This window comes from Shewanella sp. KX20019 (assembly GCF_016757755.1).
In the GTDB taxonomy this organism is placed as follows: Bacteria; Pseudomonadota; Gammaproteobacteria; order Enterobacterales; family Shewanellaceae; genus Shewanella.
This window is the reverse complement of record NZ_CP068437.1, coordinates 4,115,562-4,140,322: the sequence shown is the minus strand read 5'-3', so window position 1 is coordinate 4,140,322 and position 24,761 is coordinate 4,115,562. Positions and strand designations below refer to the sequence as shown.

General features: G+C 45.2%; 17 protein-coding genes and 1 riboswitch. Of the genes, 8 read left to right on the top strand and 9 right to left on the bottom strand.

Going from position 1 to position 24,761, the window contains the following annotated elements:
• Positions 1 to 4: 4 nt before the first annotated feature.
• A complete protein-coding gene (locus JK628_RS17910; RefSeq protein WP_202286292.1) occupies positions 5 to 1,168 on the top strand; it encodes a saccharopine dehydrogenase family protein in 1,164 nt (387 codons plus the stop codon).
• A gap of 201 nt (positions 1,169 to 1,369) precedes the next feature.
• On the opposite strand, the gene JK628_RS17905 is transcribed toward JK628_RS17910, so the two are convergent.
• The 4 genes from JK628_RS17905 to JK628_RS17890 all read right to left on the bottom strand — a co-directional run bounded on the left by JK628_RS17905 (position 1,370) and on the right by JK628_RS17890 (position 4,504).
• On the bottom strand, positions 1,370 to 2,011 hold the full coding sequence (locus JK628_RS17905; protein WP_202286291.1) for a DUF1707 SHOCT-like domain-containing protein: 642 nt from the start codon (positions 2,009 to 2,011) through the stop codon (positions 1,370 to 1,372).
• Between the two features lie 299 nt (positions 2,012 to 2,310).
• Positions 2,311 to 2,943, bottom strand: a complete 633-nt coding sequence (catB, locus tag JK628_RS17900; RefSeq protein WP_202286290.1) for a type B chloramphenicol O-acetyltransferase — start codon at positions 2,941 to 2,943, stop codon at positions 2,311 to 2,313.
• 61 nt (positions 2,944 to 3,004) lie between these two features.
• Positions 3,005 to 3,481 (bottom strand): type II secretion system protein, encoded by a 477-nt coding sequence (locus JK628_RS17895; protein ID WP_272931633.1) that lies wholly within the window; start codon positions 3,479 to 3,481, stop codon positions 3,005 to 3,007.
• Positions 3,482 to 4,069: 588 nt separating this feature from the next.
• On the bottom strand, positions 4,070 to 4,504 hold the full coding sequence (locus JK628_RS17890; protein WP_237524053.1) for a PACE efflux transporter: 435 nt from the start codon (positions 4,502 to 4,504) through the stop codon (positions 4,070 to 4,072).
• A gap of 94 nt (positions 4,505 to 4,598) precedes the next feature.
• On the opposite strand from JK628_RS17890, the gene JK628_RS17885 reads away from it, so the two are divergent.
• Positions 4,599 to 5,480 carry a LysR family transcriptional regulator gene (locus tag JK628_RS17885; protein WP_202286288.1) on the top strand — a complete coding sequence of 294 codons (882 nt, stop codon included), beginning with the start codon at positions 4,599 to 4,601 and terminating at the stop codon, positions 5,478 to 5,480.
• A gap of 118 nt (positions 5,481 to 5,598) precedes the next feature.
• On the opposite strand, the gene JK628_RS17880 is transcribed toward JK628_RS17885, so the two are convergent.
• From JK628_RS17880 to JK628_RS17870, 3 genes are all read right to left on the bottom strand, one after another.
• A complete protein-coding gene (locus JK628_RS17880; RefSeq protein ID WP_202286287.1) occupies positions 5,599 to 6,816 on the bottom strand; it encodes a YibE/F family protein in 1,218 nt (405 codons plus the stop codon).
• A 125-nt stretch (positions 6,817 to 6,941) separates the two neighbouring features.
• Complete coding sequence (locus tag JK628_RS17875) at positions 6,942 to 9,077, bottom strand: bifunctional metallophosphatase/5'-nucleotidase (RefSeq protein WP_202286286.1); 2,136 nt, start codon at positions 9,075 to 9,077, stop codon at positions 6,942 to 6,944.
• A 582-nt stretch (positions 9,078 to 9,659) separates the two neighbouring features.
• Positions 9,660 to 11,366 (bottom strand): sensor domain-containing diguanylate cyclase, encoded by a 1,707-nt coding sequence (locus JK628_RS17870; protein WP_202286285.1) that lies wholly within the window; start codon positions 11,364 to 11,366, stop codon positions 9,660 to 9,662.
• Between the two features lie 131 nt (positions 11,367 to 11,497).
• Between JK628_RS17870 and JK628_RS17865 the strand changes: the two genes are divergently transcribed.
• The 3 genes from JK628_RS17865 (at position 11,498) to JK628_RS17855 (ending at position 15,658) form a co-directional block, all read left to right on the top strand.
• On the top strand, positions 11,498 to 12,517 hold the full coding sequence (locus JK628_RS17865; protein ID WP_237524052.1) for an alpha/beta hydrolase: 1,020 nt from the start codon (positions 11,498 to 11,500) through the stop codon (positions 12,515 to 12,517).
• A gap of 500 nt (positions 12,518 to 13,017) precedes the next feature.
• Positions 13,018 to 14,061, top strand: coding sequence for a flavin-containing monooxygenase (locus JK628_RS17860; RefSeq protein WP_237524051.1), 1,044 nt, complete (start codon positions 13,018 to 13,020; stop codon positions 14,059 to 14,061).
• A 325-nt stretch (positions 14,062 to 14,386) separates the two neighbouring features.
• Positions 14,387 to 15,658 (top strand): YeeE/YedE thiosulfate transporter family protein, encoded by a 1,272-nt coding sequence (locus tag JK628_RS17855; RefSeq protein WP_202286283.1) that lies wholly within the window; start codon positions 14,387 to 14,389, stop codon positions 15,656 to 15,658.
• 87 nt (positions 15,659 to 15,745) lie between these two features.
• Here JK628_RS17855 and JK628_RS17850 read toward each other — a convergent pair whose 3' ends face one another.
• Both JK628_RS17850 and metH read right to left on the bottom strand, forming a co-directional pair.
• Positions 15,746 to 16,948 carry a dicarboxylate/amino acid:cation symporter gene (locus JK628_RS17850; protein ID WP_443020016.1) on the bottom strand — a complete coding sequence of 401 codons (1,203 nt, stop codon included), beginning with the start codon at positions 16,946 to 16,948 and terminating at the stop codon, positions 15,746 to 15,748.
• Positions 16,949 to 17,811: 863 nt separating this feature from the next.
• Complete coding sequence (gene metH / locus JK628_RS17845; protein ID WP_202286282.1) at positions 17,812 to 21,582, bottom strand: methionine synthase; 3,771 nt, start codon at positions 21,580 to 21,582, stop codon at positions 17,812 to 17,814.
• Positions 21,583 to 21,815: 233 nt separating this feature from the next.
• Between metH and JK628_RS17840 the strand changes: the two genes are divergently transcribed.
• The 3 genes from JK628_RS17840 (at position 21,816) to JK628_RS17830 (ending at position 24,753) form a co-directional block, all read left to right on the top strand.
• Positions 21,816 to 22,451: a histidine phosphatase family protein gene (locus JK628_RS17840; RefSeq protein WP_202286281.1), complete on the top strand. Its 636-nt coding sequence runs from the start codon at positions 21,816 to 21,818 to the stop codon at positions 22,449 to 22,451.
• Between the two features lie 138 nt (positions 22,452 to 22,589).
• Positions 22,590 to 22,742, top strand: a riboswitch (cobalamin riboswitch).
• An 87-nt stretch (positions 22,743 to 22,829) separates the two neighbouring features.
• A complete protein-coding gene (locus JK628_RS17835) occupies positions 22,830 to 23,708 on the top strand; it encodes an ABC transporter ATP-binding protein (protein ID WP_202286280.1) in 879 nt (292 codons plus the stop codon).
• A complete protein-coding gene (locus JK628_RS17830) occupies positions 23,701 to 24,753 on the top strand; it encodes a FecCD family ABC transporter permease (RefSeq protein ID WP_202286279.1) in 1,053 nt (350 codons plus the stop codon). Before JK628_RS17835 ends, JK628_RS17830 begins: the two co-directional genes overlap by 8 nt.
• The last annotated feature ends 8 nt before the right edge of the window (positions 24,754 to 24,761 follow it).

Sequence of the window (24,761 nt, the reverse complement as noted above, 5' to 3'; positions counted from 1 at the left end):
AAAAATGAAAACTATCCATTGGCTAGGCGCCGGACTCTCTTCACTTCCGGGAATTAAAAAAGTCGCTCAATCGGGTCAAAAACTTATTCTGTGGAACCGTACCTTAGCTAAAGCTGAGCAAGCAGTGAGCCACTTAGGCATTAATATTCCGACTAAGCAACTAGAGTGGCTCAGTTTAGAAGCTGAGATTAATCCCGGCGATGTGGTTATTTCAATGCTGCCTGCGACCCTGCATGTACATGTGGCCGAATTATGCCTTGGTCAAAATGCGCATTTTGTTTCGAGTAGTTACGTCTCGCCCGAGATGCTGGCGCTGGATGCAAAGGCCAAATCGTTAAACTTGTGCTTCGTAAATGAAGTGGGGCTAGATCCAGGGCTTGATCATCTGCTCGCTCACGCCTTGATAGCCAAATATCAGGCATCGGATAAATTTGATAAGGCCAATCAACATAGCTTCCGCTCCTATTGCGGTGGCTTCCCAAAAGTGGCTAACGAATTTAAGTATAAATTTTCTTGGTCACCACTTGGCGTATTAAAAGCGCTTAAGTCCCCAGCGCAGTGGACTCAAGATGGTGAAGTTAAGCAGACTGAAAAACCGTGGTTAGCACTATCAGCTTTCGATATGCGCATGAGTGACGCAAGCCTTGAGACTTTTCAGGCATATCCTAACCGTGATTCACTGCCATTTCAGCAGCAATATGGCTTTGGTGATGACTGGAATATTCAAGAGTTTGTTCGTGGTACGCTAAGACTTAATGGTTGGTCAACTGCTTGGAGCGGGTTATTTACCGAGGTCGATGCTGCCGTTGGCGATGCCGGGCTTGCGCGTTTGACCAAGCTAAGTGACGAGCTGTGGGACAAGCACCAATACGATGTGGGTGAAGCCGACCGTGTGGTACTTTCTGTTGAACTCGAAGTTAAAGACCCTCAAGGTGAGCAAACGATCTGGCACTCAAGTTATGGTATCGATGCCGTGGGTGATGAGCGTGGCTCCGCCATGGCTCGTCTGGTTTCTTTGACAGTGGCTGTCGCTATTGAATCACTCATTGCAGGCGATCTGGCGTTGGGTGTTTCGCCGGCTCCTCATGATGAAGAAACCGTAGGTAAATGGCTGAATGAATTAGACAAGATGAATGAGAAAGTATTTCGCCATCAGTTAGTCGGTTAACTTTCTTAACGAATTCTTAGCTGGTAGTGACTACAGAGTAAAGGCTCAGCAGCAATGATGAGCCTTTTTTATGCGCCACCCAAGGGTTATTACCCATTGATAAACGGGGCCAGTTGATGCGCCTTTAAATGTCGGTTCACTCGTTAAAAGCGCACACCGACAAGAGCCTGCATATGTCGTTAGAGCGTTTGTTTATGTCGGTTAATTGAAAGTATTTTTAAGCTGATTGGCGAAGGCGATAAACTTCTCTTTGATGGTGCGCTTCACCGATACTGAAAGGCTACCAAGCACCACTTTACCCTCTATGGTGATAACCGGTGCTTGGCGGTTTGCCATTGACGGTGCGCAGTTTTCAATACTACTTCCGGCGCAGTAGGTTTTACAGATCACATTGACATTTTCGGGAATAAATACTTTAGCACTACCCAGAACACAGTTGAGTTTAATGGTGATGTTTTGATGTTGAAAAATAGCATCGGTAAAATCAAGAACGGTTTCACCCAGCACATTATTAAGCTTGATCTCACTTGGAACAAGCCACTGTCCGCTGCGCTCATTATTGCCAAGAATACAGCTGATGACTAATGTGTCATCAGCCTCTTTGCTGGCGTAATTAGGCGTAAATTGCTGATCTTTTTTGCTGCTGTATTCGTCATCTGTAGATAGGGATAAGTCGGCAACTAAGTCGAGTAACTCTTGATGGGATTCACTGGCCATCGCATCGTCGAGGCGACGCTCAAACGCTTCTGCGGATATTATCCCGTGGCTATAGTTAACGATGAGTTTATCAATAACCTGTTCACGAACCTGCTCTATGGGTCTATCTTCTAACGTGACTGACATCTGCCGCTCCTTTGGCTTTATATCGAGGTTTAGCGATACTGCAATAAAATGGCTAAACCCATTATTTGAGATATTAATGGTTATAGAATAAGCATTTTCTGTGCCGTTTAGCTAAATATCTTTTGAATCAGAATGTTATGGTTTTGTTGCGATTGCGCGATGTTTAAAACAGCCTATATAGTTAACCATAGCACTAAAATGTGGTTGTTTTAACCGTGCGCATAGCGGGTGGAGAGAAGTGAAGTCAAACATTGAGAAAGCTAAGTCACCGCTACCCATATAATGAAGAAAGAGGGAGCCTACTCTTGGCTTAACCCCTGCCAATAAGCGTATAGACCACTAATATTTGATGAGCACATCAGTGCCATTGCTTGTTGTAGTTGCTCATCGCTCCACTGCCACCATTTCATTTCGAGCAACTGCGATATTTCTGTTTCAGAAAAACGAAAACGAATATGTTTTGCCGGATTTGAACCAACAATAGAGTAGGGTGCGACATCTTTAGTCACTAAGGCGCGACTGGCAATAACGGCACCGTCACCAATGTTAACGCCACTCATAATCATCGCTTCAGTACCAATCCACACGTCATTGCCAATAACGGTATCACCAGCACGCTCAAAGCCATCTTTAGCGTCAGCAAAGTGCTCATCTTCTTGGTAGAAAAATGGAAAAGTACTAACCCAATTATTTTGGTGCCCTTGGTTACCTGCCATCATAAATACCGCACCTGAACCAATTGAGCAGAAGCTACCAATAACGAGCTTATCGACATCGGTTCTATCGGCCAGCAAGTAACGCGCACAATCATCGAAACTATGGTTGTGATAGTAGCCTGAGTAGTAGCTGTGTTTTCCCACAATGATATTAGGATTTGTCACTTGATCTTGCAGTGACTTTCCGACAAAGGGGCTGTCAAAATAATTGTTCAAACTCAATATCCTCTATGAAGCGCTTAGCTGATAATAGCTGTTAACTCAGAATTTTACTCTTCTAGCAGTCCGTCATTACTGTTGTTATTGTTGGTTCTCCAGCGGTTTGCCAGTGATACTGAAAATAGCAGTTAGTCGCTTTAACCTCGGCCGCACTCGGTTCACTCTTATCTAGCACACTTCTAGGTGCAGCAATAACAGCATAGCTACTGTTTGATACATAAATACGGTAAGCCCAGTCGTTAACATCTAAGCCTGCGCCCTCAAATATTTCTGGTGGTGAAGAGTAATCCGATGAATAACCATTTTCCGTTGCCGCCCATGGCTGGTAGTTACTGCCTTTAATGCCCGAGAACTCGACCACATCTGTAAAGCCATTACCAGAAGTCATGGTTTTAGCTTTAAATAGCGAAACTGCGGTGTGTATCGAACCTTTAGATCCTTTAATCACAGCAATGTTTGCGTCTGAGCTTAAATTGATAAATTTAGGTAAAGCCGTAACAGCCAAAATGCCTAAGATAATAACAACAACGACCAACTCTATTATACCAATTCCATTAAATAGTTGCTCATTCAGCGGGAATTTAAATCACTTTAGACAAGCACGTGGGCTGTAGCTAATAGTTATTCTCGGCTCTGGCATCCTGCTTCACTCTACCTCCTGAATCTGACCGCCAAGGAGGGTGGAAATGTCTTATTTTGTATGGAACAAAATAGACTATTCGGTCGTATATCGAAAGCCACATGCGCTGTATTAAGGGGTTTTCCCATGCCTTAAACATCAGCCGCACGCAGTGAGCTTCTCAGGACATTCACTGCTGCGTTACATTGTCTTAAAAGGGAATAACCATTTCTTCCACAATGCGCCTTGAATTGAAAGCCCTGAGAAAGCTCTGAATTGATCACATCTTTAGTGGAATTGATATTAGAGTGAAGCCTGAGTTGCGAGATTGTGGCCTGCTGCTGTTTGCGATATTCATTGCTAGACTTGCCTTGTTATCTATCAGTGTATTACGAGTTCGATGCCTCAATAAGTTCGTAACGTTAACATAGGTATAAGTCATTGAGTTTTCAATCTAATATGTTTACAACAAGTGTGACAAGCTTCTCGTGGATAAACGTTACTTCAGCTTGGTTTTAAAGAGTTGCAACTGCTAGAGATGATACGTTCGCGGAGCAGGTCATAAGCCCAGTTGTAGATAATGGCATACACCAAGAAGAAAATAACCACGCCGATATCCATAATAAATACGGTGACAAAGTCTAGTTGTAGCACCCACATCATCAATGGGAGTGTGGTGAAAACCATACCCAGCTCAAAACCGAGTCCGTGGCCGATACGCATTTTAAATGAACGCTCAATGCGGTTATCGCCAAATACGCGGTCAAATCCCAGGTTGTATACGTAATTCCAGCACATAGCGATTAACGACAGTCCGACCGCTAATCCGGTGGCCGACTTTGCGCCTGCATCGGTAAAGACGGTCGCTGCGGTGATCACAAATATTAACGCTATCGCTTCAAATAATATGCTGTGAAAAATTCGTTCTTTGGTGTTCATGGTCGGTCTCATTTGTGTTGTTCAGTGCGTCTTGATTGCTATAATCATCAATATTGGCGAAAGAAGATAGTTAGTTACTATCAGGAAAAGTGATATGTATAACTTAGAACAGCTAAGAATGTTTGTTGAAACGGCGCAATCGGGCTCATTTTCCGCCTGTGCTCGTCGGTTGGGCAAGGTGCAGTCGGCGGTGAGTCAGGGGATCGCTAACCTTGAAATTGAGCTCAACACCACACTGTTTGACCGTACCAGCCGAAAACCTTCATTAACCGCCCATGGGGAACGATTACTGCCGTTTGCTCAAGCTATTTTACAGCAGACTTATGAGTTGGATTTAGTGAGCAATGCGTTAAATTTATCCCATGAAACCCAGATAAAAATGGCGGTGGATGATGCGTTACTTCCAGTAACAACGAGCATACTCAATACGTTTGCAACGCGTTTCCCTGGTACCCTGTTGGAGCTTTACGCCGTATCAACACCTGACGTATTAAACCTGGTACATACTGGCCGCGCTGATTTAGGCTTGATGTTTGCCAGCAGTGAGTTTCCCCAAGATGTGGATTTATGTTACGTCGGTAGCTTGCCGTTTAACGGCGTAGTCAGTCCAGCGCACCCATTGGCAAAAATGGATTTAGTCACAGTTGCTGATTTGATCCCGCATCGTCAATTGTTGATCCGTGGTCTTGATGGGCAGGAATTGGCACATTGCCCTAGTATCTCTTCACATATCTGGTGGGGAAATAGCTTTAATGCCGTTAATGCCATGGTAAAAGAGGGGCTAGGGTGGGGTTATATTCCTGCACATATGGCAGAGAAATACCAGCGCCATGGCGACATGGTTCGAATGACGCTTAGCTTTGACCACAAGCCGTGGCGAGTGCCAATTGATCGTGTAATGGCAAAACAAAAGGCCAAGGGGCCAGCCTTATTGTGGCTGGCTGATACGCTCGTCAACTTGTTAGATGATGAGTAGGGCTACTCTAAGCTGGTAGGAGCAAAAGCTTGCTCTGCTAACCTTTACTTTGCCATATCAAATATCCGAATCAAGTCTAACTTATCGACTGCCCAATAGAGTCCTGCAGATCGCTCTGTTAAATATCGACAGTGATCGAACTAGCCGTAGCAGGCTGATTTGTCAGTGATGGTTCAGTGGTTGCTTTATCTGTTGTTGATTGAGATGCTTCAGCAATGGGGTTGGGCTCATTGAGCATATAGCGCGCGAGCCAAGCCGTAAGCGGAATAGTGAGTACGATGCCGACACTGCCCGCCAGCGCATGAATGATGCTCAGGGCGATAATCGGGGTATTGATAAACTGAGTCAGTGGCATGTCCAGACCCCAAACCATCATAATGGTGGTTAAAGAGCTACCGGCAAAGGCCAATATTAATGTGTTGGTCATGGTGCCCATGATATCTCGTCCGATATTCATGCTGGCTTTCATCAGCTGCGTTGGACTGAGCTTAGGATCGGTAATTTTCAGTTCATTGTAGGCAGATGCAATCGATATGGCTACATCCATCACTGCGCCTAGGGCCGAAATCATGATGGCGACAAACATTAGCCAGCGGATCTGAATCGGTTGGGTCGCCAAATAGATAACGTCTTCGCCTTTATCTAAATAGATCCCCGAAAGGTTGGCAAACTCACCGAATACCTGCGCCATTATGCCGGCCGCTATGACACCTAGCAAGGTGCCGCCCATGGCGCAAAAGCTCTTGCGGTTATAGCCAGATACTAGAATAAAATTAACTACAATCTTTAATCCCATCAGAATGATGGTGACAAGCACGGGGCTCCATCCCGCAAAAATAGCTGGGATTAACACGCCGATGATCAGTGCCGCGGTAAAGTAGAGCGAGACCACAGAGTTCAACCCCTCTCTCTTGCCAAAAGAGAGCAGCAATAATAGGAAGGCAAAGCACATCCAATAGATAGCGGTCGAGCGTTTGTGGTTGTAAGCCCAATATACCGTGCCGTTTGGGGTATCTCTTATCATCATAATGAAGATGTCGCCTTCGCCGACCAGCACATTATGTTGCCTGCTAAGGGGATTTTGTACTTCAACCACTTTACCGCTTTCATCTCCCTCTAAAATCTCAGCTGTGATCACTTGTAGGCCTGTCAGTATCGATGGCACTCTAGCATCGGGCGCCAGATTATTGGAGATAACAGAGACTACGCGCGCTTCGACAAACTCCTGCTGTAGCGCTGTCTTCGGTTTTAAGCTGTCGCTCAAGCTGGGAGATATATAGAAAATCAAAGTCGAGACTAGGGCGATAAATAGGGTAAAGCGATATTCTTTTAACATAGGTTATCTATAACTAAAGTGAGTAAAAAAGTATCTTAAGCTTGGCTAACAGATCGGTTAGTTTTGATCACTACAGACTAGCCTCAATAGAAAAGGCCTGTTTCCAGGCCTTTATAGAGTGTTATCTATTCAGTGACACAACCGGCATAATCTTGAGTCGGATTGACAGAGTATGAGCTCACATCATTGACATTTACCGCGTCTAAAATCCCTGGGTACTTAGGGTTATCCGGGTCGATGTTGACACAAATTTCTTTGCTAATCAGCCTATTCCACAATGCCTGACCAGCGCCATTGTCTGTGCGTAGCAAGGTGATAGCGCCATTATCCTGGTACTGTTTAATTTCCCAGTTAGGGTTGGTGAAATCGCTAGCATTAACGCCTTTGTTGTCTGCTACATATTCAGTCAGCATGTCACGAATAGCGTAAACAGGCTCGTTGACCGAGTCATAATAAACATCTTCAGCAGTTGCCCAGCCAAACTTCTTAATATTTGAGCCCCAGCGATAGCTATTTAAGGCAACCTTATATGTGGCGGTTGCATCAAATGGCTTACCATCAATTTCAATGATCTCGATACGGTTACCTTCATTGGTGACCGTATTGTTTTCATCCATAGTCAGTGAATCGCCAGTTAAATCGACAACAAAGTCAATCTTACCGTCGAACTGATCATACATGTACGCTTTAGCACCTTTGGTAAACGACACGGTAATGTCACCGTCTTTATAGGTGTTAAAGTAGGTGTAAGACCACTCCATATAACGCTTAAGATTGGCACCGGTCATATTGATACCGATAAGGGTATTGTCATATTTGTATAGGTTAGTGGAGTCTTTCTTGGCGTACTCTTGACCATCAATGAGGTTAGAGCTATCAGAGAACAGAGAGGCCGCTGAAACTACTGCTGCAGACTTCTCAAGTTGGATCTGATTGATGAAATCCATCAAGGGTGTATCCATGACTTTAGCGGTATGAATCGTTGAATAGAGACGACCCGCTTCTTGATTGAAATCTTCATGTACTGCTTCGTCGGCGCCAGTACCCGGGGTGAAGTCACCGCCGACTAAACCCAGAACCAGTTGAGCATCGGCCTTAGACATGTCATGAACATATTGGAACTGTGAGCTTGTAATAGGGCTTTCTACGATATCTTTAGAGGTGATGTTGCTCAGTGTTGTATCAACCATCTCCCACTTGTCATCGCTGTTCTTTTTAAGCTTAATCTCTGCCTGAGCTAGCGCCCAACCCCATTTGCCGGGTTCGATGATCTTCACACTCTGAGCGCGATTGGCTTCGTTATAAGTGCCTGAAACAGTCTTATCTTCAGCAGTATCACCACCTTCAATAGAGATATCGGTTGAAGTAATCTCTTCACCTTCAACCGCTTTGTTAATGCTTTCGATATAAGTCGCGTGTTCGTGGCCGGCTAGGATGACATCAAATTTATCAGCCATTTCAGCGGCAATCTTGTAAACCCCCGATCCACCTTCAGCGCTACGCCCTAAATGGAATGCACCAATGATGACATCTGGATGGTGTTTTTCGATTAGCTCATCGACTGCTGTACGAGTAGATGCTAGCTCTTCATCAAACTTAAGACCGGCAAAGTGTCCTGGTGCAGAAGCTTCCCAGTTGGGGATATTTGATGGGCTCACACCGACGACTGCCACTTTAGCACCATCGACTTCGAAAACCTGGAAAGCACGAATGTAGTTAGCGTCGTTCTCTTCCCACTTGATATTGTTTGATACTACCGCACCATTGAAGTGATTCAGGTTGCGATCGATAAAGCTGCGTTCAAAGTTAAATTCATGGTTACCTGGAACCCAGAGATCGAAATCAAGTGAGTTTAAGGTAGATACCACAGGATGAGTTGGATCATCGTTAAACAGTTGCGCCGAGTTGCCTTGAACGGTGTCACCGATATCAATCAAAATCATGTTTGGATTGTTTGCTTTTGCAGTTTCAAGCAAGGTAGATATACGTGTTAAACCAGCATCAGAATCTACCGCATCGAGTGCGTAGTCATAGCCAAAGATACGGCCATGGAGATCCGATGTTGCGCCGATAGTGATGGTGACTTCATCGACTTCGTTTTGACTCTTTATGATGATGTCTGGCGTATTGGTGAGTGTTTTACCTTGCGTGACCACAGGTGCATAGCCACTGTCGGTATTAATAATTGTCTCATCATCGTTGCAACCAGCTAAAGCCGCGAGTACCGCTAAACACAGTACGCTGCGAGTAGTTTTTTTCATGTTCAACCCCGTATTAATTTTAACGGTGCATTATTTGCACCTATATTGACTAAGGCGAGTTGTGACTAGCTTTAATGTTGTGATTAAGAACCAATCTCAATAAATTATTAAAGTTTAGGTAAAGTACTATTGGTAAAATATATAAACATTCTATTAATAAGGAATGTCTAAATAGTCCGCTACACTATGTTGTGTCATAAATTTTAATAAAGCGCCCTAGGTTTTTAGTAAATTACTAAATGGTTAATTAGCTACTTTGTAGTAACTTTTAATTAACTGTTATGAATTGTATCGGCTTTAATATTAATAGCGGTGATCAGGTTCACACATAATACGTTACAAAATGAGACATCTAAGTTATAAAAGAACGTGTTTTTCTACTGAATAACTGATACTGAATATTTGCAAGCTAGATATAAGCTGGATTTGAGTTGTATTGGAAATGTTTTATGTTAATTGTAATTAGGTGATCATTTTGAATGGCTAATATTGATTGCGGGATGTGTTGTTCATTAATGGGGAATATATTGGTCGCTAAAATTGTCGGTATATAGATACATATCGCGGCTCAGCAATTTATGCTTAGCTGGCTGAAGTTGACGATTCTGTATTTTTATCCGTTATGTTATCGGCTACCGGATGTTTATCTTTGCTGCGCTTGTGTTGGTACATACGTTTATCGGCGAGGGCAAGGCATTCAGATTGATTGATGCTTTCCTCTGCGTGGGCGACTCCATAGCTTATCCCTGATTGTGGCCATTTCGACTGTATTGCACTTTGGCATTGAACCATCATCAGCTCAATTTCCTTTCTCGCTTCCGGGAAATGGCTAAACAATTGGCTGTTGAGTAGCCAAACAAACTCATCACCGCCAGTACGAAATACTTCACCGTTACTATCAAGGGCATTTGCCATGGTTTTAGCACCATAGCGCAATAAGGCGTCGCCCTGATTATGACCGAGCTTATCGTTAACCTGTTTAATCCCGTCATAATCGATAAAGGCAATAATGTATTTGTCATCGACTTTGGTTAACGCTTCACTTAGAGCATAGCGGTTGCCTATATGAGTTAAGGGATCGATTCTAGCCTGATAGTAGCTGCGAGAGTAATCCTGCTTTTTTTGTTGTAACCAAGCGGCTAGCGAGAGCAGTATGAAAAAGCAATCACCGGTTAACGCCAACATAACGACAAGCTCGGCATGTTGTTGTTCGGTAAACACGGCGCTATGAGACAAAATATAGTAAAGCATAGACAGGCCATATAGAAGATTGCCGAACAGATAATACTTGGCCCTGAAATTACTATGGGACAGCATTTTCCAACCGACAATAATGGCAAGCGGCACCCAGATTAGCGCAATAATATGGGAAATAACAAAAGAGGTTGAAAAGGCTAATAGAGGCATCAGCAAACCCGCAATCAGGCAAACAATAGACAGCCCATTAAAGAATTTCGCCAGTCGGGTATGTAAAGGATCTAAGTCGAATAATAACTTAGTAAATTGGCTGGCCGAAGCGATGGCAAATGGAAACAGCATCATGCCAAGATAAGTGGTGTTAATACTCTGGATATTAAAAATATCATCGATTAATCCAGAGGCTGCTGCCCAACCAAAACCGTGTAAGCCAATATAAGCAGAGCAGGCAAGAGTGACTGTTAAACGTGTTTTGATATATAGGATTAAAGCAATAGCGGCCAGTGTGAGCATAGCCGCAATAGAAAAGAGTGTCACCGTATTGGTGATAAACTGCTTGTGGTAAAAACGGGCGCTGTTAATGATCTCAACCGTTAGTGGCAGCGCATAATGCTCAGCTTTAATATAAAGCCAAAGGTAGCCACTTTCTTGTTGTTGTAAGTGTAATCCAAAAGCTTGGGTATGCATTAACTTAGGAGTGTTTATATCTCCATGTTGTGAAAAGTTAATCGGATGCTTATTGACGTATTGTTCTGACTCCCAAAAGCTAAGGCCCTGATCAACAAAGTTGGCATTTATTCTAACAAACCAGCTAGCTTCCTGTGGGGCTGAACTATTTAGTTTTAGTCGGGCGACATAGGCACCAGAATGGTTAACCAATGAGGTATTGCTAGAGGCTGATGCACGATATAAATGTTTAAGCGCAGCAAGCGATGCTGGAGGTGAGTCTGGCTCAATATCGATTTTACGCCAAATTTTGATGTCTTGGATGGCAACATCGATGGTGTCTGTAAGCTGGGTTTCAAACTCAGCAAAGCTTGAAAAAGTCACCATCCAAAGCAACATTAATGCCGAGACACTGTTGATTTTCATGTTATCCATTTGTTGCAATTGTTTATGCGGTAACATTAACATAGATGCACAAGTACAAAATAGTGTTTAAAGACAAACGAAGTTTCATTGACAGGGTGGGGCCGTTATATTTCTTTGTTCAGGAAAACAATATGAAAAAAATGACCTTCAAGCTAATGTTCGCTAGCCTTATACACTGTGCTAGTCCCGCTTTAGCAGGCGACAGCGCTACTGTTGTAGCCGATAACGCACCGAGCAATTTTTTCTCTCTTAGTGAAATAAAAACAGCGCCTTTAGCATCTCTCCCCGCGCTCGACTATATCACTGCTAGCGATGGTGAAACGCTAGCGCTACGGGCTTACTTACCCAGCGAACCGAAAGCGATAGTTATCTTCTATCATGGTGCTGGTGCCCATAGTGGCCTCATTTACCCCCATATTGGCGCCGGATTGCGGGATGAGTTTAACATTGCGGTATTCACACCTGATATTCGTGGTCACGGCTCATCATCAGGTCCTAGGGGCGACGCACCCGATAAGGAGCAGGTGTGGCAAGATATCAATAGTGTCATTGAATATGCACGCCAGCGCTACCCTAGCTTGCCACTGTATATGGCCGGTCATTCATCGGGTTCGGGGTTAATACTCAATTATTCAAGCTGGAAGCAACACTACTCTGCTGATGGTTATTTTTTTGTTGCCCCCTATTTTGGCTACCGTTCGGAGACAGAACACGATGAACCCAAGCCGTTTTCGTTTACCACGGTCAGCGTATCATCTTTTGTGACCAATGCGATGAGTGGCGGGTTACTCATGGGACATTCAAAGGCGGTGCAGTATCATTTTCCGCAACAGGTCTTAGATGATAATCCCAAGATCGTATCGTTTAATACTGTCAATATGTCTAATGCGCTGACGCCTACAGCGCCTGATGAACAACTAACACAGCTGCAAGGTTACGATTTATGGATAGGTGACAAAGACGAAGCCTTCGATGCCAAGAAAGTCATCGCCTTTGCCGAGGCTAATCCGCCAAGAAATGCGCTTAGCAGACTGCAAAAAGTGGTTGGCGAAAATCATTTCTCTATTCTTTTAAACAGCCATCAATATATCGGTAACTCAATATCAGAGCAGCTTAAAGAGGGTGAAGTAGAGGATAAAAAACAGGATTGAAATCAGGGGGAAGGACGAATAACCACTATCTTGAAAAACCTTATCAGCCTTCCGGTATCGATTTTTTAATTGTGGTGCTAATCCCAATGAGGGCATTTGCACAGGCTAATAGCTGACTCTTCTACACAAATCCGAAAGCACGGCTGAACAGGGACTTCAAGGTGATCCATATAGTCGATAAGTTAGCTTTACACCTTAATCTTGGCTGTAAAACAAGCAGTAAATATTAAGGCAAGATCAGCGCGGTGCGTACCTATTCAATAAATGGTTGATTTGTGCATATTTTAGAGCATAAAGATGTAACTAAGAGACAGGGCTAATAGTGTGTTCGCAGGTTGAACCTCCGTATATTTAAGTGTGCATAAGCTCTTGTTTACCTTAAGCGATACAGCAGACTTTACACTATCACTGTTAATCATTTTTAGCATTCGTCAGATTCAATGTCGTAATCTGTTAGAATGCTGCGCAAAATAATAACAATATGTACGCATTTGGGAACCATGAAAGAATTTATCATTATCGGCGCAGGTCAGTCTGGACTGTCTATGGCTTATAACTTATCCAAAAATAACAAAGACTACTTAATTTTAGATGCCAACGAACACATTGGCGCCCCTTGGCTAAAGCGCTGGGATTCTTTAAAGCTCTTCACCCCCACCGAATACAACCATCTTCCAGGTATGCCGTTCCCGTTTCCTAAAGGCTATTATCCCAATAAATATGAAGTGGCAGACTACTTAAAAAGTTACGTTGAAAAATTTTCGATGCCGATTGAATTCAATCAAAGAATCACCTCAGTAAAGAAAGTAGATGGTATTTTTGAGATAACCAGCGGCACGGCAAGCTATCAAGCCAAGCAGCTGATTATAGCAACTGGCCCCTTTCATACTCCCTATACTCCCGCTTGCCATGTCGATATCGCAGCAGATATTACCCAACTACACAGTGAAAACTATAAAAGCCCTGCACAGTTGCAAGAGGGGGATTGTTTGGTGGTTGGTGCTGGTGATTCTGGGGTGCAAATTCTATCAGAAATTGCCGATACCGGACGTAAGGTACACTTCTCTGGTACCGATAAAATTGCCTCTATCCCACAATCATTTTTAGGTAAAACCTTATGGTGGTGGTTCACTAAGATTGGCTTTTTATCGGTTACCCGTTTTAGCAAAATAGGCAAATGGTTAAGCAACGGCGTACAGCCAGTGATTGGTACTGATGTAAAGTCACTGTTGGCAAAAGAGAATGTGATTCATATGGGCAGAACATTGTCAGCCGATGAAAGCAGTATCAAGTTTCAAAAAGGCAGTATCAGCAGCATCAAAAATGTCATTTGGGCTACGGGTTTTAAGCCCAACTTCTTTTGGATTGAAGATATCTCTTTTGATGAAATGAACTACCCAAGTAATTATCGCGGGGTTAGTAAAGATGTCGATGGATTATATTTCATCGGCCTGCCTTGGCTATACACCCGCGGTTCAGCCACCCTCGGCGGCGTATGGAAAGATGCCAAATACCTGATGAGCCATATCCAAGAAAACAGATAACGGCGAAGACGAACGCTTTACTCACAGAGCGCTGCGCTCACGGGAAAAGATTAGACATAAATCAACAGACTGAAAATGCCCTGTGGTGGTGATACCAAAGGTGACGGCTGTCCTGTCTTTTACTGTCTGTTATTACTGCAATGACCACAACCGCATGAGTTATTACAAAGGGGTCTATCTAAAACAAGCTATAGCGATAGACAGAAACAGACTGATTCACCACAATCTCCAACCTAAATGACTGGAGCGATAAAGCGTTTGAAAAATATAACGTTTTGTTTGTTTTATGTTTGTGATTTGTTACTAAATGTAGTTGGTAGATGTTGTGGTTATAAATAAGAATCAAGCGGTGATGGCCGTAATAATTTTACTGTTGTCGTTAGTGGTTGGCGCAACGCAATTGGCTAATGATGGGCTCTTTTTGCGGATGTTATTAGGCCTCAGTTTAGGCTTTGCTTTAGTCAAAGGAGCCATTGGTTTTGCAGGCAGTATTAATCGGGCCTACCGCCGTGGTTCAACGCAGTTACTACAAACCCTTATGTTTATGTTTGTCGTCACAGCTGCCATCAATGCAGGTTTACTGCTTAACTCTGACAGCCAGCATTATGATTTATGGATTAACCCCATTAATGCCGGACTGCTCATCGGTGGCATCATGTTTGGCGCAGGTATGAGCTTATCAAGCTGCTGCGCAACAGGCGTGATGGTAGAGTTTGTTAGTGATGTTCCAAGAGCTGCGACTACATTGCTGTTTTTTGGGGCTGGTGTCTTCTTTGGCTTTCCATTACAAAGTAGTCAAAGCTGGATAACTGATTCGTGGTTTTCATCTGCAAGCTATCAAGGTAAAGGCGTCTTCTTACCGGACTTGTTTGCTGGTACGCCGCTTAATGGTTATTTCATGTCGATATTATTGACGCTAACATTTGCCTTAATCGTGGTGGTTATTGCCAAAAAGTATGAAAACTATCGCCGCCGCAATGGCTCATATTTGGGTGTCTCTGGTGAGATTGTACGTCAAAATATTCAACGCCAAAGCAATCAAGACAGTGCAGAAACCCCCTTCAGATTATTCAGCCGCGAAACATATCAAAATTGGTTTGCCAGCCTCTGGCAAATGCGCACTACCGCGTTAGTCATAGCGGTTATTTTTGGCATCATGATGGCAAGCACTGGCTCAGGCTGGGGAGCGTCGACACCCTTTGGTATTTGGTTTGCTAAGGGCTTGATGTTCTTCGGGGTTGAGTTAAACACCATTACCGAGATAAGCCAGCGACCAGCAGCGATGTTTACCACCCCCTTTTTTGAACACGGTGTGTCGGTGCAAAACCTTGCTATCGCCTTAGGCGCCTTAATCGCGGTGTTGTTTATGGGGAAATTTAAGTTTTTATTTGCCATTAACCACTCAGCTAAACAGTTAGCGCTTTTTGCTCTAGGGGGATTATTAATGGGATTGGGTACTCGCTTTGCTAATGGCTGTAATGTGGGGGCATTGTTCACCCCTATCGCTAATTTCTCATTATCGGGATGGGTGTATTTACTGGTATTGATTGGCGGTGCTATCGCAGGTAATCGTTTCCAACAAGCGGTGATGAAGTAACGTCAATATTACGCATATTGACGCCAAACTAAGCGCTTTACCCATGTAGCCAGTGCAGGATGGGATCCTGCACTGTTAAGCCATCAGCTATTTGTGCTCAGGGTTGAACTTATCCATCACCACAGCACAGACGGCGTCGCCGGTAATGTTCAGTGAGGTACGGATCATGTCAAATATACGGTCTAGGGCGAACAACAGTGGCAGCCCGTCAATCGGGATCCCAGCAGCAAGCAGCACAGCAACGACCAAGAAAGAGGGGCCCGGTACACCCGCTTGACCGATGGCACCTAGGGTCGACGTGAAGATAATGGCGACATAGGCTGTCATGGTTAAGTCGATTTGATACATCTGGGCAAAGAACATGGCGACCAAGCCATAGTAGATGGCGTTACCTGTCATGTTAATGGTTGCACCCAATGGTAATACAAAAGCGGCCGTTGCCTTCGAAACATTGAGCTCCTGTTCACAGGTTTCCATGGTGACGGGCAAAGTGGCCATAGAGGAGGCGGTAGACAGCGCCATCGCTTGTGGCTTTTTCATCGCCGAGACAAACTTCATCGCTGGGACGTTTGAGAAAAACTTAACGATCAACGGAAAGAAGATGAAGGCGTAGATAAGAATCGCCACCACAAACACCACGAATAACTTCAAGACCACTTCTAAAGCCTGAAATCCAAACGAGCCTACTGATTCAGCCATCAGACCGAATACACCTAAAGGTGCGATGATCATCACGCAGTTGATCATCCATATAAAGGCTTCAACGACAGTGTTGAGGCCATTGATAAAGGGTTTGGCGCCATCGCCTTTCACTTTACTCAAGGCGATACCGAAGAAGATGCAGAAGACTAAGATCTGCAAGATATTCCCCGAGGTCATAGATTCGAATACATTGGTTGGGATCATGCCAATCAGAGTATCCATCGCACTAGGCAGTGCTCCTTGCTCTGCGGTGATTTGGGTTAGTGATTGGCTGTGAGCAGTAAAGTCCACTCCAGCTCCTGGCTTGAATATATTGCCCATGACCAGAGCAAGTGTAACGGCAATGCCCGAGGTGATAATAAAGAAGGTAAAGGTACCAATACCTATCTTACCAGCCGAGGGGCTGTTACCTAAGCTGGCTGCACCCGCAATAATGGAGACCACGACTAAGGGGATGACGAGCATTTTAACTAGATGAATAAATATGGTGCCAAGCGGCCCAAATATGGCGGCGTCTTCTCCCATGAAAAAACCGACTAATGCACCAATTATCATGGCGATGACCACCTGAAGGCCTATGTTGTGCATTAATTTTTTATCTCGAATTCCCACGTTAACTCCGTTGTTGAACTGATTTATTAGCTTTTGCTGAAGGGGGCTAAAGTTATCACACAAGTATATTTGGCACTGTGAAACAGCACTTCAATAGGAGCTAATCTCACCCTTCTTCAAACAAATCAAACTATCATTGAGTTATCTTTAAAAAGTATAGGTAAAATGTAGTAAACCGTTAAAGTTAAGTCGGAATTAGTCGCGCTTATTTCGATATATGCAGTTACCGCTTTTTATTTAACCGCTTGGTAGGGCATGTTTTAAAGCAAAAATAAAAAGGAAGAGATGGAACAGGCATGTCTTTTTAGCTTCTGCAATGAGCGTCCATGTTCTGGTAAGAGATAACAAAGTTATCAAGCTTACGAACGAGAGGCATAGATGCTATTTGTCATGGCTGAGCCTACAGGGCTAATTCTGTTCCATACTGAATTTGGCATTCCCTCCATCCCAGCAGGTCAGGCGTACTTACGGCGTGTCACGCTAGTATCTGCACATTTGCTTGCCACAGGCAATTGGAACCACTTAATCCTAAAAGTGACCAATGTCTGCGACTAGCGTAATTACTTCTGATGACTCTTTGCTTTAGACCTGCGGTCACCGAGTAAACAAGTTTACTCTCCCGCTCAAGGCTGGATTCTTTGCTTTAGACCTGCGGTCACCGAGTAAACAAGTTTACTCTCCCGCTCAGGGCTGGATTCTTTCATTTAGACCTGCGGTCACCAAGCAAACAAGTTTACTCTCCCGCTCAAGGCTGGATTCTTTCATTTAGACCTGTGGTCACCGAGCAAACAAGTTTACTCTCCCGCTCAGGGCTGGACTCTTTACTTCACAGGGGCTGCCTACTCTGGATCATAATCCAAAACCGGTGCCAACCACCTTTCAGTATCCTCAATACTCATTCCCTTACGCTCGGCGTAATCCTCAACCTGATCACGGCCAATATTGGTCACGCCAAAGTAGCGTGATTTAGGATGGGCGAAGTACCAACCCGATACCGCGGCGGTGGGGAACATGGCGTAGCTTTCGGTGATATTAAGGTTGATAGTCTCGTCAGGCTTTAGTAAGTCCCACAGCAAGCCTTTTTCGGTATGATCTGGGCAAGCGGGGTAACCAGGTGCAGGGCGAATACCCTTGTATTTTTCACGAATTAGTGCCTCGTTATCGAGTACCTCATCACTGGCATAACCCCAGAACTCTTTACGCACTCGCTCATGCATACGCTCGGCAAACGCTTCGGCTAAGCGGTCGGCTAAGCATTTGAGCATAATGGCGCTATAGTCATCGTGGTCTGCTTCAAAGCGTGCAACATGCTCGTCGATGCCATGACCCGCAGTGACGGCAAAGCCGCCCATGTAATCGGCGACGCCACTGTCTTTAGGCGCGACAAAATCTGCTAGGCAGAAGTTGTCGTTACCTACGCGTTCTATCTGCATCCGCAGGTGATGGGTCGTAAGCTCAAGTTCGCTACGCGTCTCATCGGTGTACAGCTCTATATCATCATGGTTAACAGTATTGGCCGGGAACAAGCCGATCACCGCTTTAGCTGTGAGCCATTTTTCATCGATGATCTTCTTAAGCATGGCTTTACCATCATTAAACAGCTTACGCGCCTCTTCGCCCACGACTTCATCGTCTAAAATACGCGGGAAATGCCCGTGTAGCTCCCAGCTGCGGAAAAATGGCGTCCAGTCTATGCGTTCGACTAAATCCTCTAGCGGATAGTCATCAAATACTTGGCGGCCCAATTGATTTGGTACAAATGGGGTGTAGCTTTCCCAGTCATGCTGGCAGCGGTTTTCACGCGCAGCTTCAATTGAGGTGATGATTTTGCGCTTGGTCTGCGACAGGCGTTTTTCACGCATCACATCGTATTCGGCATAGGCTTCATCAATCGTCGCTTGGCGAGTGTCATTATTAATTAGCTTCGACACCATAGGCACAGCGCGTGAGGCGTCGGCAATATAGATTGCGCCCGTCGGCGAATGCGGGGCGATTTTCACTGCAGTGTGAATTTTTGAGCAGGTTGCGCCGCCAATAATTGACGGAATGGTTAAGCCTGCCTTATGGAATGACTTAACGTTATGCACCATCTCATCAAGGCTTGGGGTGATAAGCCCTGACATGCCGATGATATCGACATTTTCCGCTTTAGCCACCTCGATGATCTTCTCAACCGGTACCATCACGCCAAGATCAATCACCTCATAGCCGTTACAGGCCAGTACCACACCAACAATGTTCTTGCCGATATCGTGGACGTCACCTTTTACCGTGACCATTAAGATCTTACCGTTGGATTGGCCGGGGGTCTTTTCGAGTTCAATATAGGGGTTGAGGTATGCCACGGCTTTTTTCATTACCCGAGCGGATTTTACCACTTGTGGCAGAAACATCTTGCCTGAGCCGAATAGGTCACCAACAATGTTCATTCCATCCATTAACGGCCCTTCAATCACATCCAGTGGCCGAGTGGCTGCCGCGCGGGCTTCTTCGGTATCTTGGTCGATAAAGTCGGTAATGCCTTTAACCAGTGCGTGGGCTAAGCGCTCATTAACCGGCTTGCTACGCCACTCTAAATCTTCCTTCTTATTGGCTTGAGAGCCATCACCACGAAACTTCTCGGCTACTTCAAGCAGCAGTTCGGTGTTATTGGTCTCTTCCCCTTTGCTAGTAACCGCAGTGCAAGGTAGGTTTTGCACAATGGCTTCAACGCGCTCTTTAAGTTCGGCATCAATATCATCATATATCGCCAATTGCCCCGCGTTAACAATACCCATATCCATACCCGCCTGAATCGCGTGATAAAGGAACACGGCATGAATGGCTTCACGCACTGGGTTGTTACCCCGGAATGAGAACGACACATTCGACACACCGCCAGAGATCATCGCGTGGGGCAGGGTGCGTTTTATTTCACGGGTGGCCTCGATAAAGTCGACCGCATAGTTGTCATGCTCTTCAATACCGGTAGCGATGGCAAAGATATTAGGGTCGAAGATAATATCTTCTGGCGGAAAACCGACTTTGTCGACCAGCACGTTATAAGCACGAGTGCATATTTCTATTTTACGCGCCTTGGTATCGGCTTGGCCCTGTTCATCAAACGCCATTACAATCGCCGCGGCGCCGTATCGCTTAACCAGTGTGGCTTGCTCGATAAACTTCTCTTCGCCCTCTTTGAGCGAAATGGAGTTAACGATGCCTTTACCTTGAATACATTTTAGCCCGGCTTCGATAACCTCCCATTTAGAGGAGTCGATCATAATCGGCACCCGTGAGATATCCGGCTCTGAGGCGATTAAGTTAAGGAACTTGTGCATGGTTTCGGCACCGTCGAGCATACCTTCATCCATGTTGATATCGATGATCTGTGCGCCGTTTTCTACTTGATCTCGGGCGACACTAAGCGCTTCTTCATATTCACCAGTTTTAATCAGCCGTAAAAACTTGGCAGAACCTGTCACGTTAGTACGTTCACCGACGTTTAAAAATAGTGAGTTTTCATCAATGGTAAGTGGTTCTAGCCCTGACAAACGGCAAGCCACTGGAATATCGGGCAATACGCGCGCATCATGGCGAGTCACGGCATCGCGGATAGCGCGGATATGCTGCGGGGTGCTACCACAGCAACCACCAATGATATTCAAAAAACCTTCGTCAGCCCACTCTTCGATGATCTCAGACATCTGCTCTGGGGTTTCATCGTAGCCGCCAAATTCATTTGGAAGACCTGCATTTGGGTGGGCCGACACATAACACTCAGAGATTTTTGATAGCTCCTCAACATATGGCCGTAGCTCCTTTGGTCCTAATGCACAGTTAAGACCAATCGACAAGGGCTTAACATGGCGCAGTGAGTTATAGAAGGCTTCGGTAGTTTGTCCGGTTAAGGTACGGCCAGAGGCATCGGTGATGGTGCCGGAGATCATAATCGGTAGGCGGAAACCTTGACTGTCGTATACGGTTTCAATGGCAAACAGTGCCGCTTTAGCGTTAAGCGTATCGAAAATGGTCTCAACCATGATGATGTCGGCGCCGCCAGCTATTAGTGCGTTAATGGACTCAATATAAGCTTCAACAAGTTCGTCAAAACTGACATTACGAAAGCCAGGGTCATTCACGTCAGGACTGATAGAGCAAGTGCGGTTGGTGGGGCCGAGTACACCTGCCACAAAACAGCTGCGGCCAGTTTGTGCTGCAACTTCGTTGGCAGCTTGTCGAGCAAGGCGCGCACCTTCGAGGTTAATCGCGGCTGAATGCTCCTGCATGTCGTAGTCGGCCATGGCGATACGAGTGGCATTGAAAGTATTGGTTTCAATGATGTCGGAACCAGCCAATAAATAATCTTTATGAATTTGTTTAATCGCGGCAGGTTGAGTCAGCACCAACATGTCGTTATTGCCCTTTACATCGCAATGCCAGTCTTTGAACTGTTCACCGCGAAAGTCTTGCTCTTCAAATTTGCGATCTTGGATCATGGTGCCCATTGCACCATCAAGCAGAAGGATCTCATGCTGTAATTTTTGGGTTAGTACCGCTAGCACTTTTGTTGCAGTGTCTTGAGTATGCGGCGTTGGGCTTAGGGCATGTGTTGGGGTACGTGTTGCCATAGAATATTCCTACCAATTACAGGGTCGCAAAAACATAAATTTTAGTAAACGTCGTCCGTTGTATCTCGCCATACTCATGAGATCTTATTTGTTTGGACATTCATACGTATAGACGTCCATAATACGTGAGTCGATGTCAAAAGTGCAAGCACTAAAAGCTGATACTTTTTCATTTTAAATAGAACATTATTTACCTCTAAGTACCTGATAAATATAATGTGAGAGGTGTTACAATGCAGAATACCAGAGTGATCTTACTGCGGCACGGTGCCTGTGAGGGCGGAAATATTTTGCGCGGTCATACGGACGTTATGCTGAGTTTTGCCGGAAAAGAGCAGCTAAATATGGCTCTTTCGACACTTTTAGAGAGCAAAACCTGTTTAGCAGCGCAAAACAAGATAGCCGATTTAGTGGTGAGTTCCTCTCTATTGCGTTGCGCTATTCCTGCTAAGGCGCTTGCAGAGCAATATGATATCGATTTCGTTGAGCAATCTGCGTTTATGGAGCTTAATTTTGGTGCCTGGGATGGCCAATCTTTTAACGCGCTTTATCAGCAGCATGGCAAGGCGTTAGATGCTTATTGGGCAGATCCTTGGCGACATGCTCCGCCCAATGGCGAGACGATGCAGGCCTTTGAGGACCGAATCGATACAGCGTGGCAGTCTTTGGTTGAGCAGCACCGAGGTAAGGTGATTTTATTACTGACTCACGGTGGTGTGATGAGACACTTAATGGCTAAGTCTTTAGGATTAAAACAGTGCGCGGGGATCTATAGCGCATTGAAGTTGCCTTACGCCGCGACGGTGGTCATTGATATATTAGATGACGGCCAACAACAATACTTAAGCCTTAATTGGGGACTTGAATAGCACGCGGCTATAAATAGGAGGCTCTCAAGTGAATAGCGATCGCAATAGTTGTTATAATCCGCAGCGATTAGCGTGGTAAACTGCGCTGTAATGGTGTGCAAGCGTTTAATATAACGCGACAGAACATCGTGACTTGTCGAATAGATCATTAAGTTAGGTGCTTAACAGCACAAATTGGGAACCGGTAGCGAAAACAAAGCTAATGAGTCCGGACTGTACCCGCAACTGTATGGGCACTAAAGCATGGCTTTAGTTCTCAAGTCAGATACCAGCCTAACTTTGGATAGATAAACGTTGATAGCGATACGTTTCACAATACATAACACTTGAGCGGGCGTCTCAAGGGAGTTTATTAAATGATGTTTTATGGTTTATTGAATGTCTAAGCAGGCATTAACAACGGTACTGGCAGTGAACGGTTTAGGCTGGCAGTTAAATGGCCTAGCCATATTGGCAGACATCGACTTTAGCCTAGCTAAGGGGCAGATGCTGGGCATTATTGGCCCTAATGGTGCGGGTAAGTCGAGCCTTCTGCGCTGCTTATATCGTTTTGTTAAACCAACAACAGGGCAAATCCAGCTGTTTGGCGAAGATATTTCGGCGTTATCCGCCAAAGCATTTGCCAAGCAAATTGCCGTGGTACTGCAAGATACGCCACATCACTTTGAAATGACCACCACTCAGCTGGTCAGTCTTGGCTTAACACCGCACAAAGGCGCATTTGAATTTACTAATGCAAACGATCGTCAAGTGGTGGCGCAGGCGCTGGTTAAAGTCGGCTTAGCCGATAAAGCGAATCAAGCCTATGAAAGTCTGTCTGGCGGCGAAAAGCAACGGGCGTTAATCGCCCGTGCGATAGTACAGCGGCCGCAACTGTTGATCTTAGATGAGCCGACCAATCACCTCGATATTCGTTATCAAATTCAAACGCTAGAACTGCTGCATACGCTAAATATTACCGTGATCACCTCAATCCATGACCTCAACCTTGCCAGTGCGCTGTGTGATGAGTTATTGCTGCTCGATAAAGGCCGTTGTTTAGCTAAAGGCACGCCGAAACAGGTACTGACTGAGCAACGTATTGCTGAAGTGTTTGATGTGTGCTGCGAGGTTAAAGCTCATCCGCAGCACGGCAACCCGTTAATCAGTTATTTTTATGGCTATAACTTGCGAGAAAAGGCGGTGCATCAAGCTGCTGTTGATGCTACTTCAGCGGCCTGCACCGTGGCAGCAGAAAAGGGGGCGACAGATGTCTAATACATCATCTGTCACTGGGCAGACCACGCCTTGGAAACAGCCGCTCGATCTACTGCTACTTTTTGGCTTGCTGTTACTTGGACTTATCACGCCGTTTGCAGCCACCAGTTTTGGTGCTGCAACAATTAGCAGTAGTGACGTTTTGCAGGTCTTCAGCCACAAGTTTTTGGGGCTGGGTGAGTCCATGGGGGTGACTGAGCGCATTATTTGGGAGCTCAGGTTACCGCGAGTGATACTGGCCTTTATAGCGGGCGCTGGTTTATCTGTTGCCGGTAGCGTACTGCAAACCGTGACGCGCAATCCGTTAGCCGATCCTTACCTGTTTGGGATCTCCTCTGGCGCTTCATTTGGCGCTGTGGTGGCATTAACTCTCTTTAGTCAGAGTCTTTTGTGGTTGAGTTTGCCGTTGGGGGCATTTATCGGCGCCAGTCTATCGGTATTAATGGTACTGAGTTTATGTGGTCGTAATTTAGCTACTCAGGTTGAGCGTATGTTGCTCTCAGGGGTGGCGATATCCTTTATGTTTGGCGCCATGGCAAGCCTGTTACTGTATTTTTCAAGTCCACAAGCAGCCGCCTCTGTGCTGTTTTGGAGCTTAGGCAGTTTTGCTAAAGCCAGCTGGAGTGGGTTGATATTACCGGCGATAATAGTGTCGTTATGTACCCTGATTATTCTGCTGTTTAAACGTCAAATTGTGGCCATGCGAGCTGGGGATGAGACCGCGCACACCTTGGGTATTAACGTTGGACGATTACGTTTATCTATGTTGTTACTGTGTTCACTTATCACGGCAATATTAGTCGCAAATTGTGGCGGTATTGGCTTTATCGGTTTGATGGTGCCACATACAGTACGATTACTTTTTCCTGGAAGATACCCACTGTTGCTGACGGCAGCTGTGGGCGGCCTATTTATGGTGTGGGTTGATGTACTCGCCCGCACTTTGTTGAGTTACCAAGAGCTACCTGTGGGGATTATCACCTCGGTGATGGGCAGCGTATTTTTCTTATTTATTTTAGGCGGCCGCAGTGCAAAGCGGATTTAAGCGGGTCG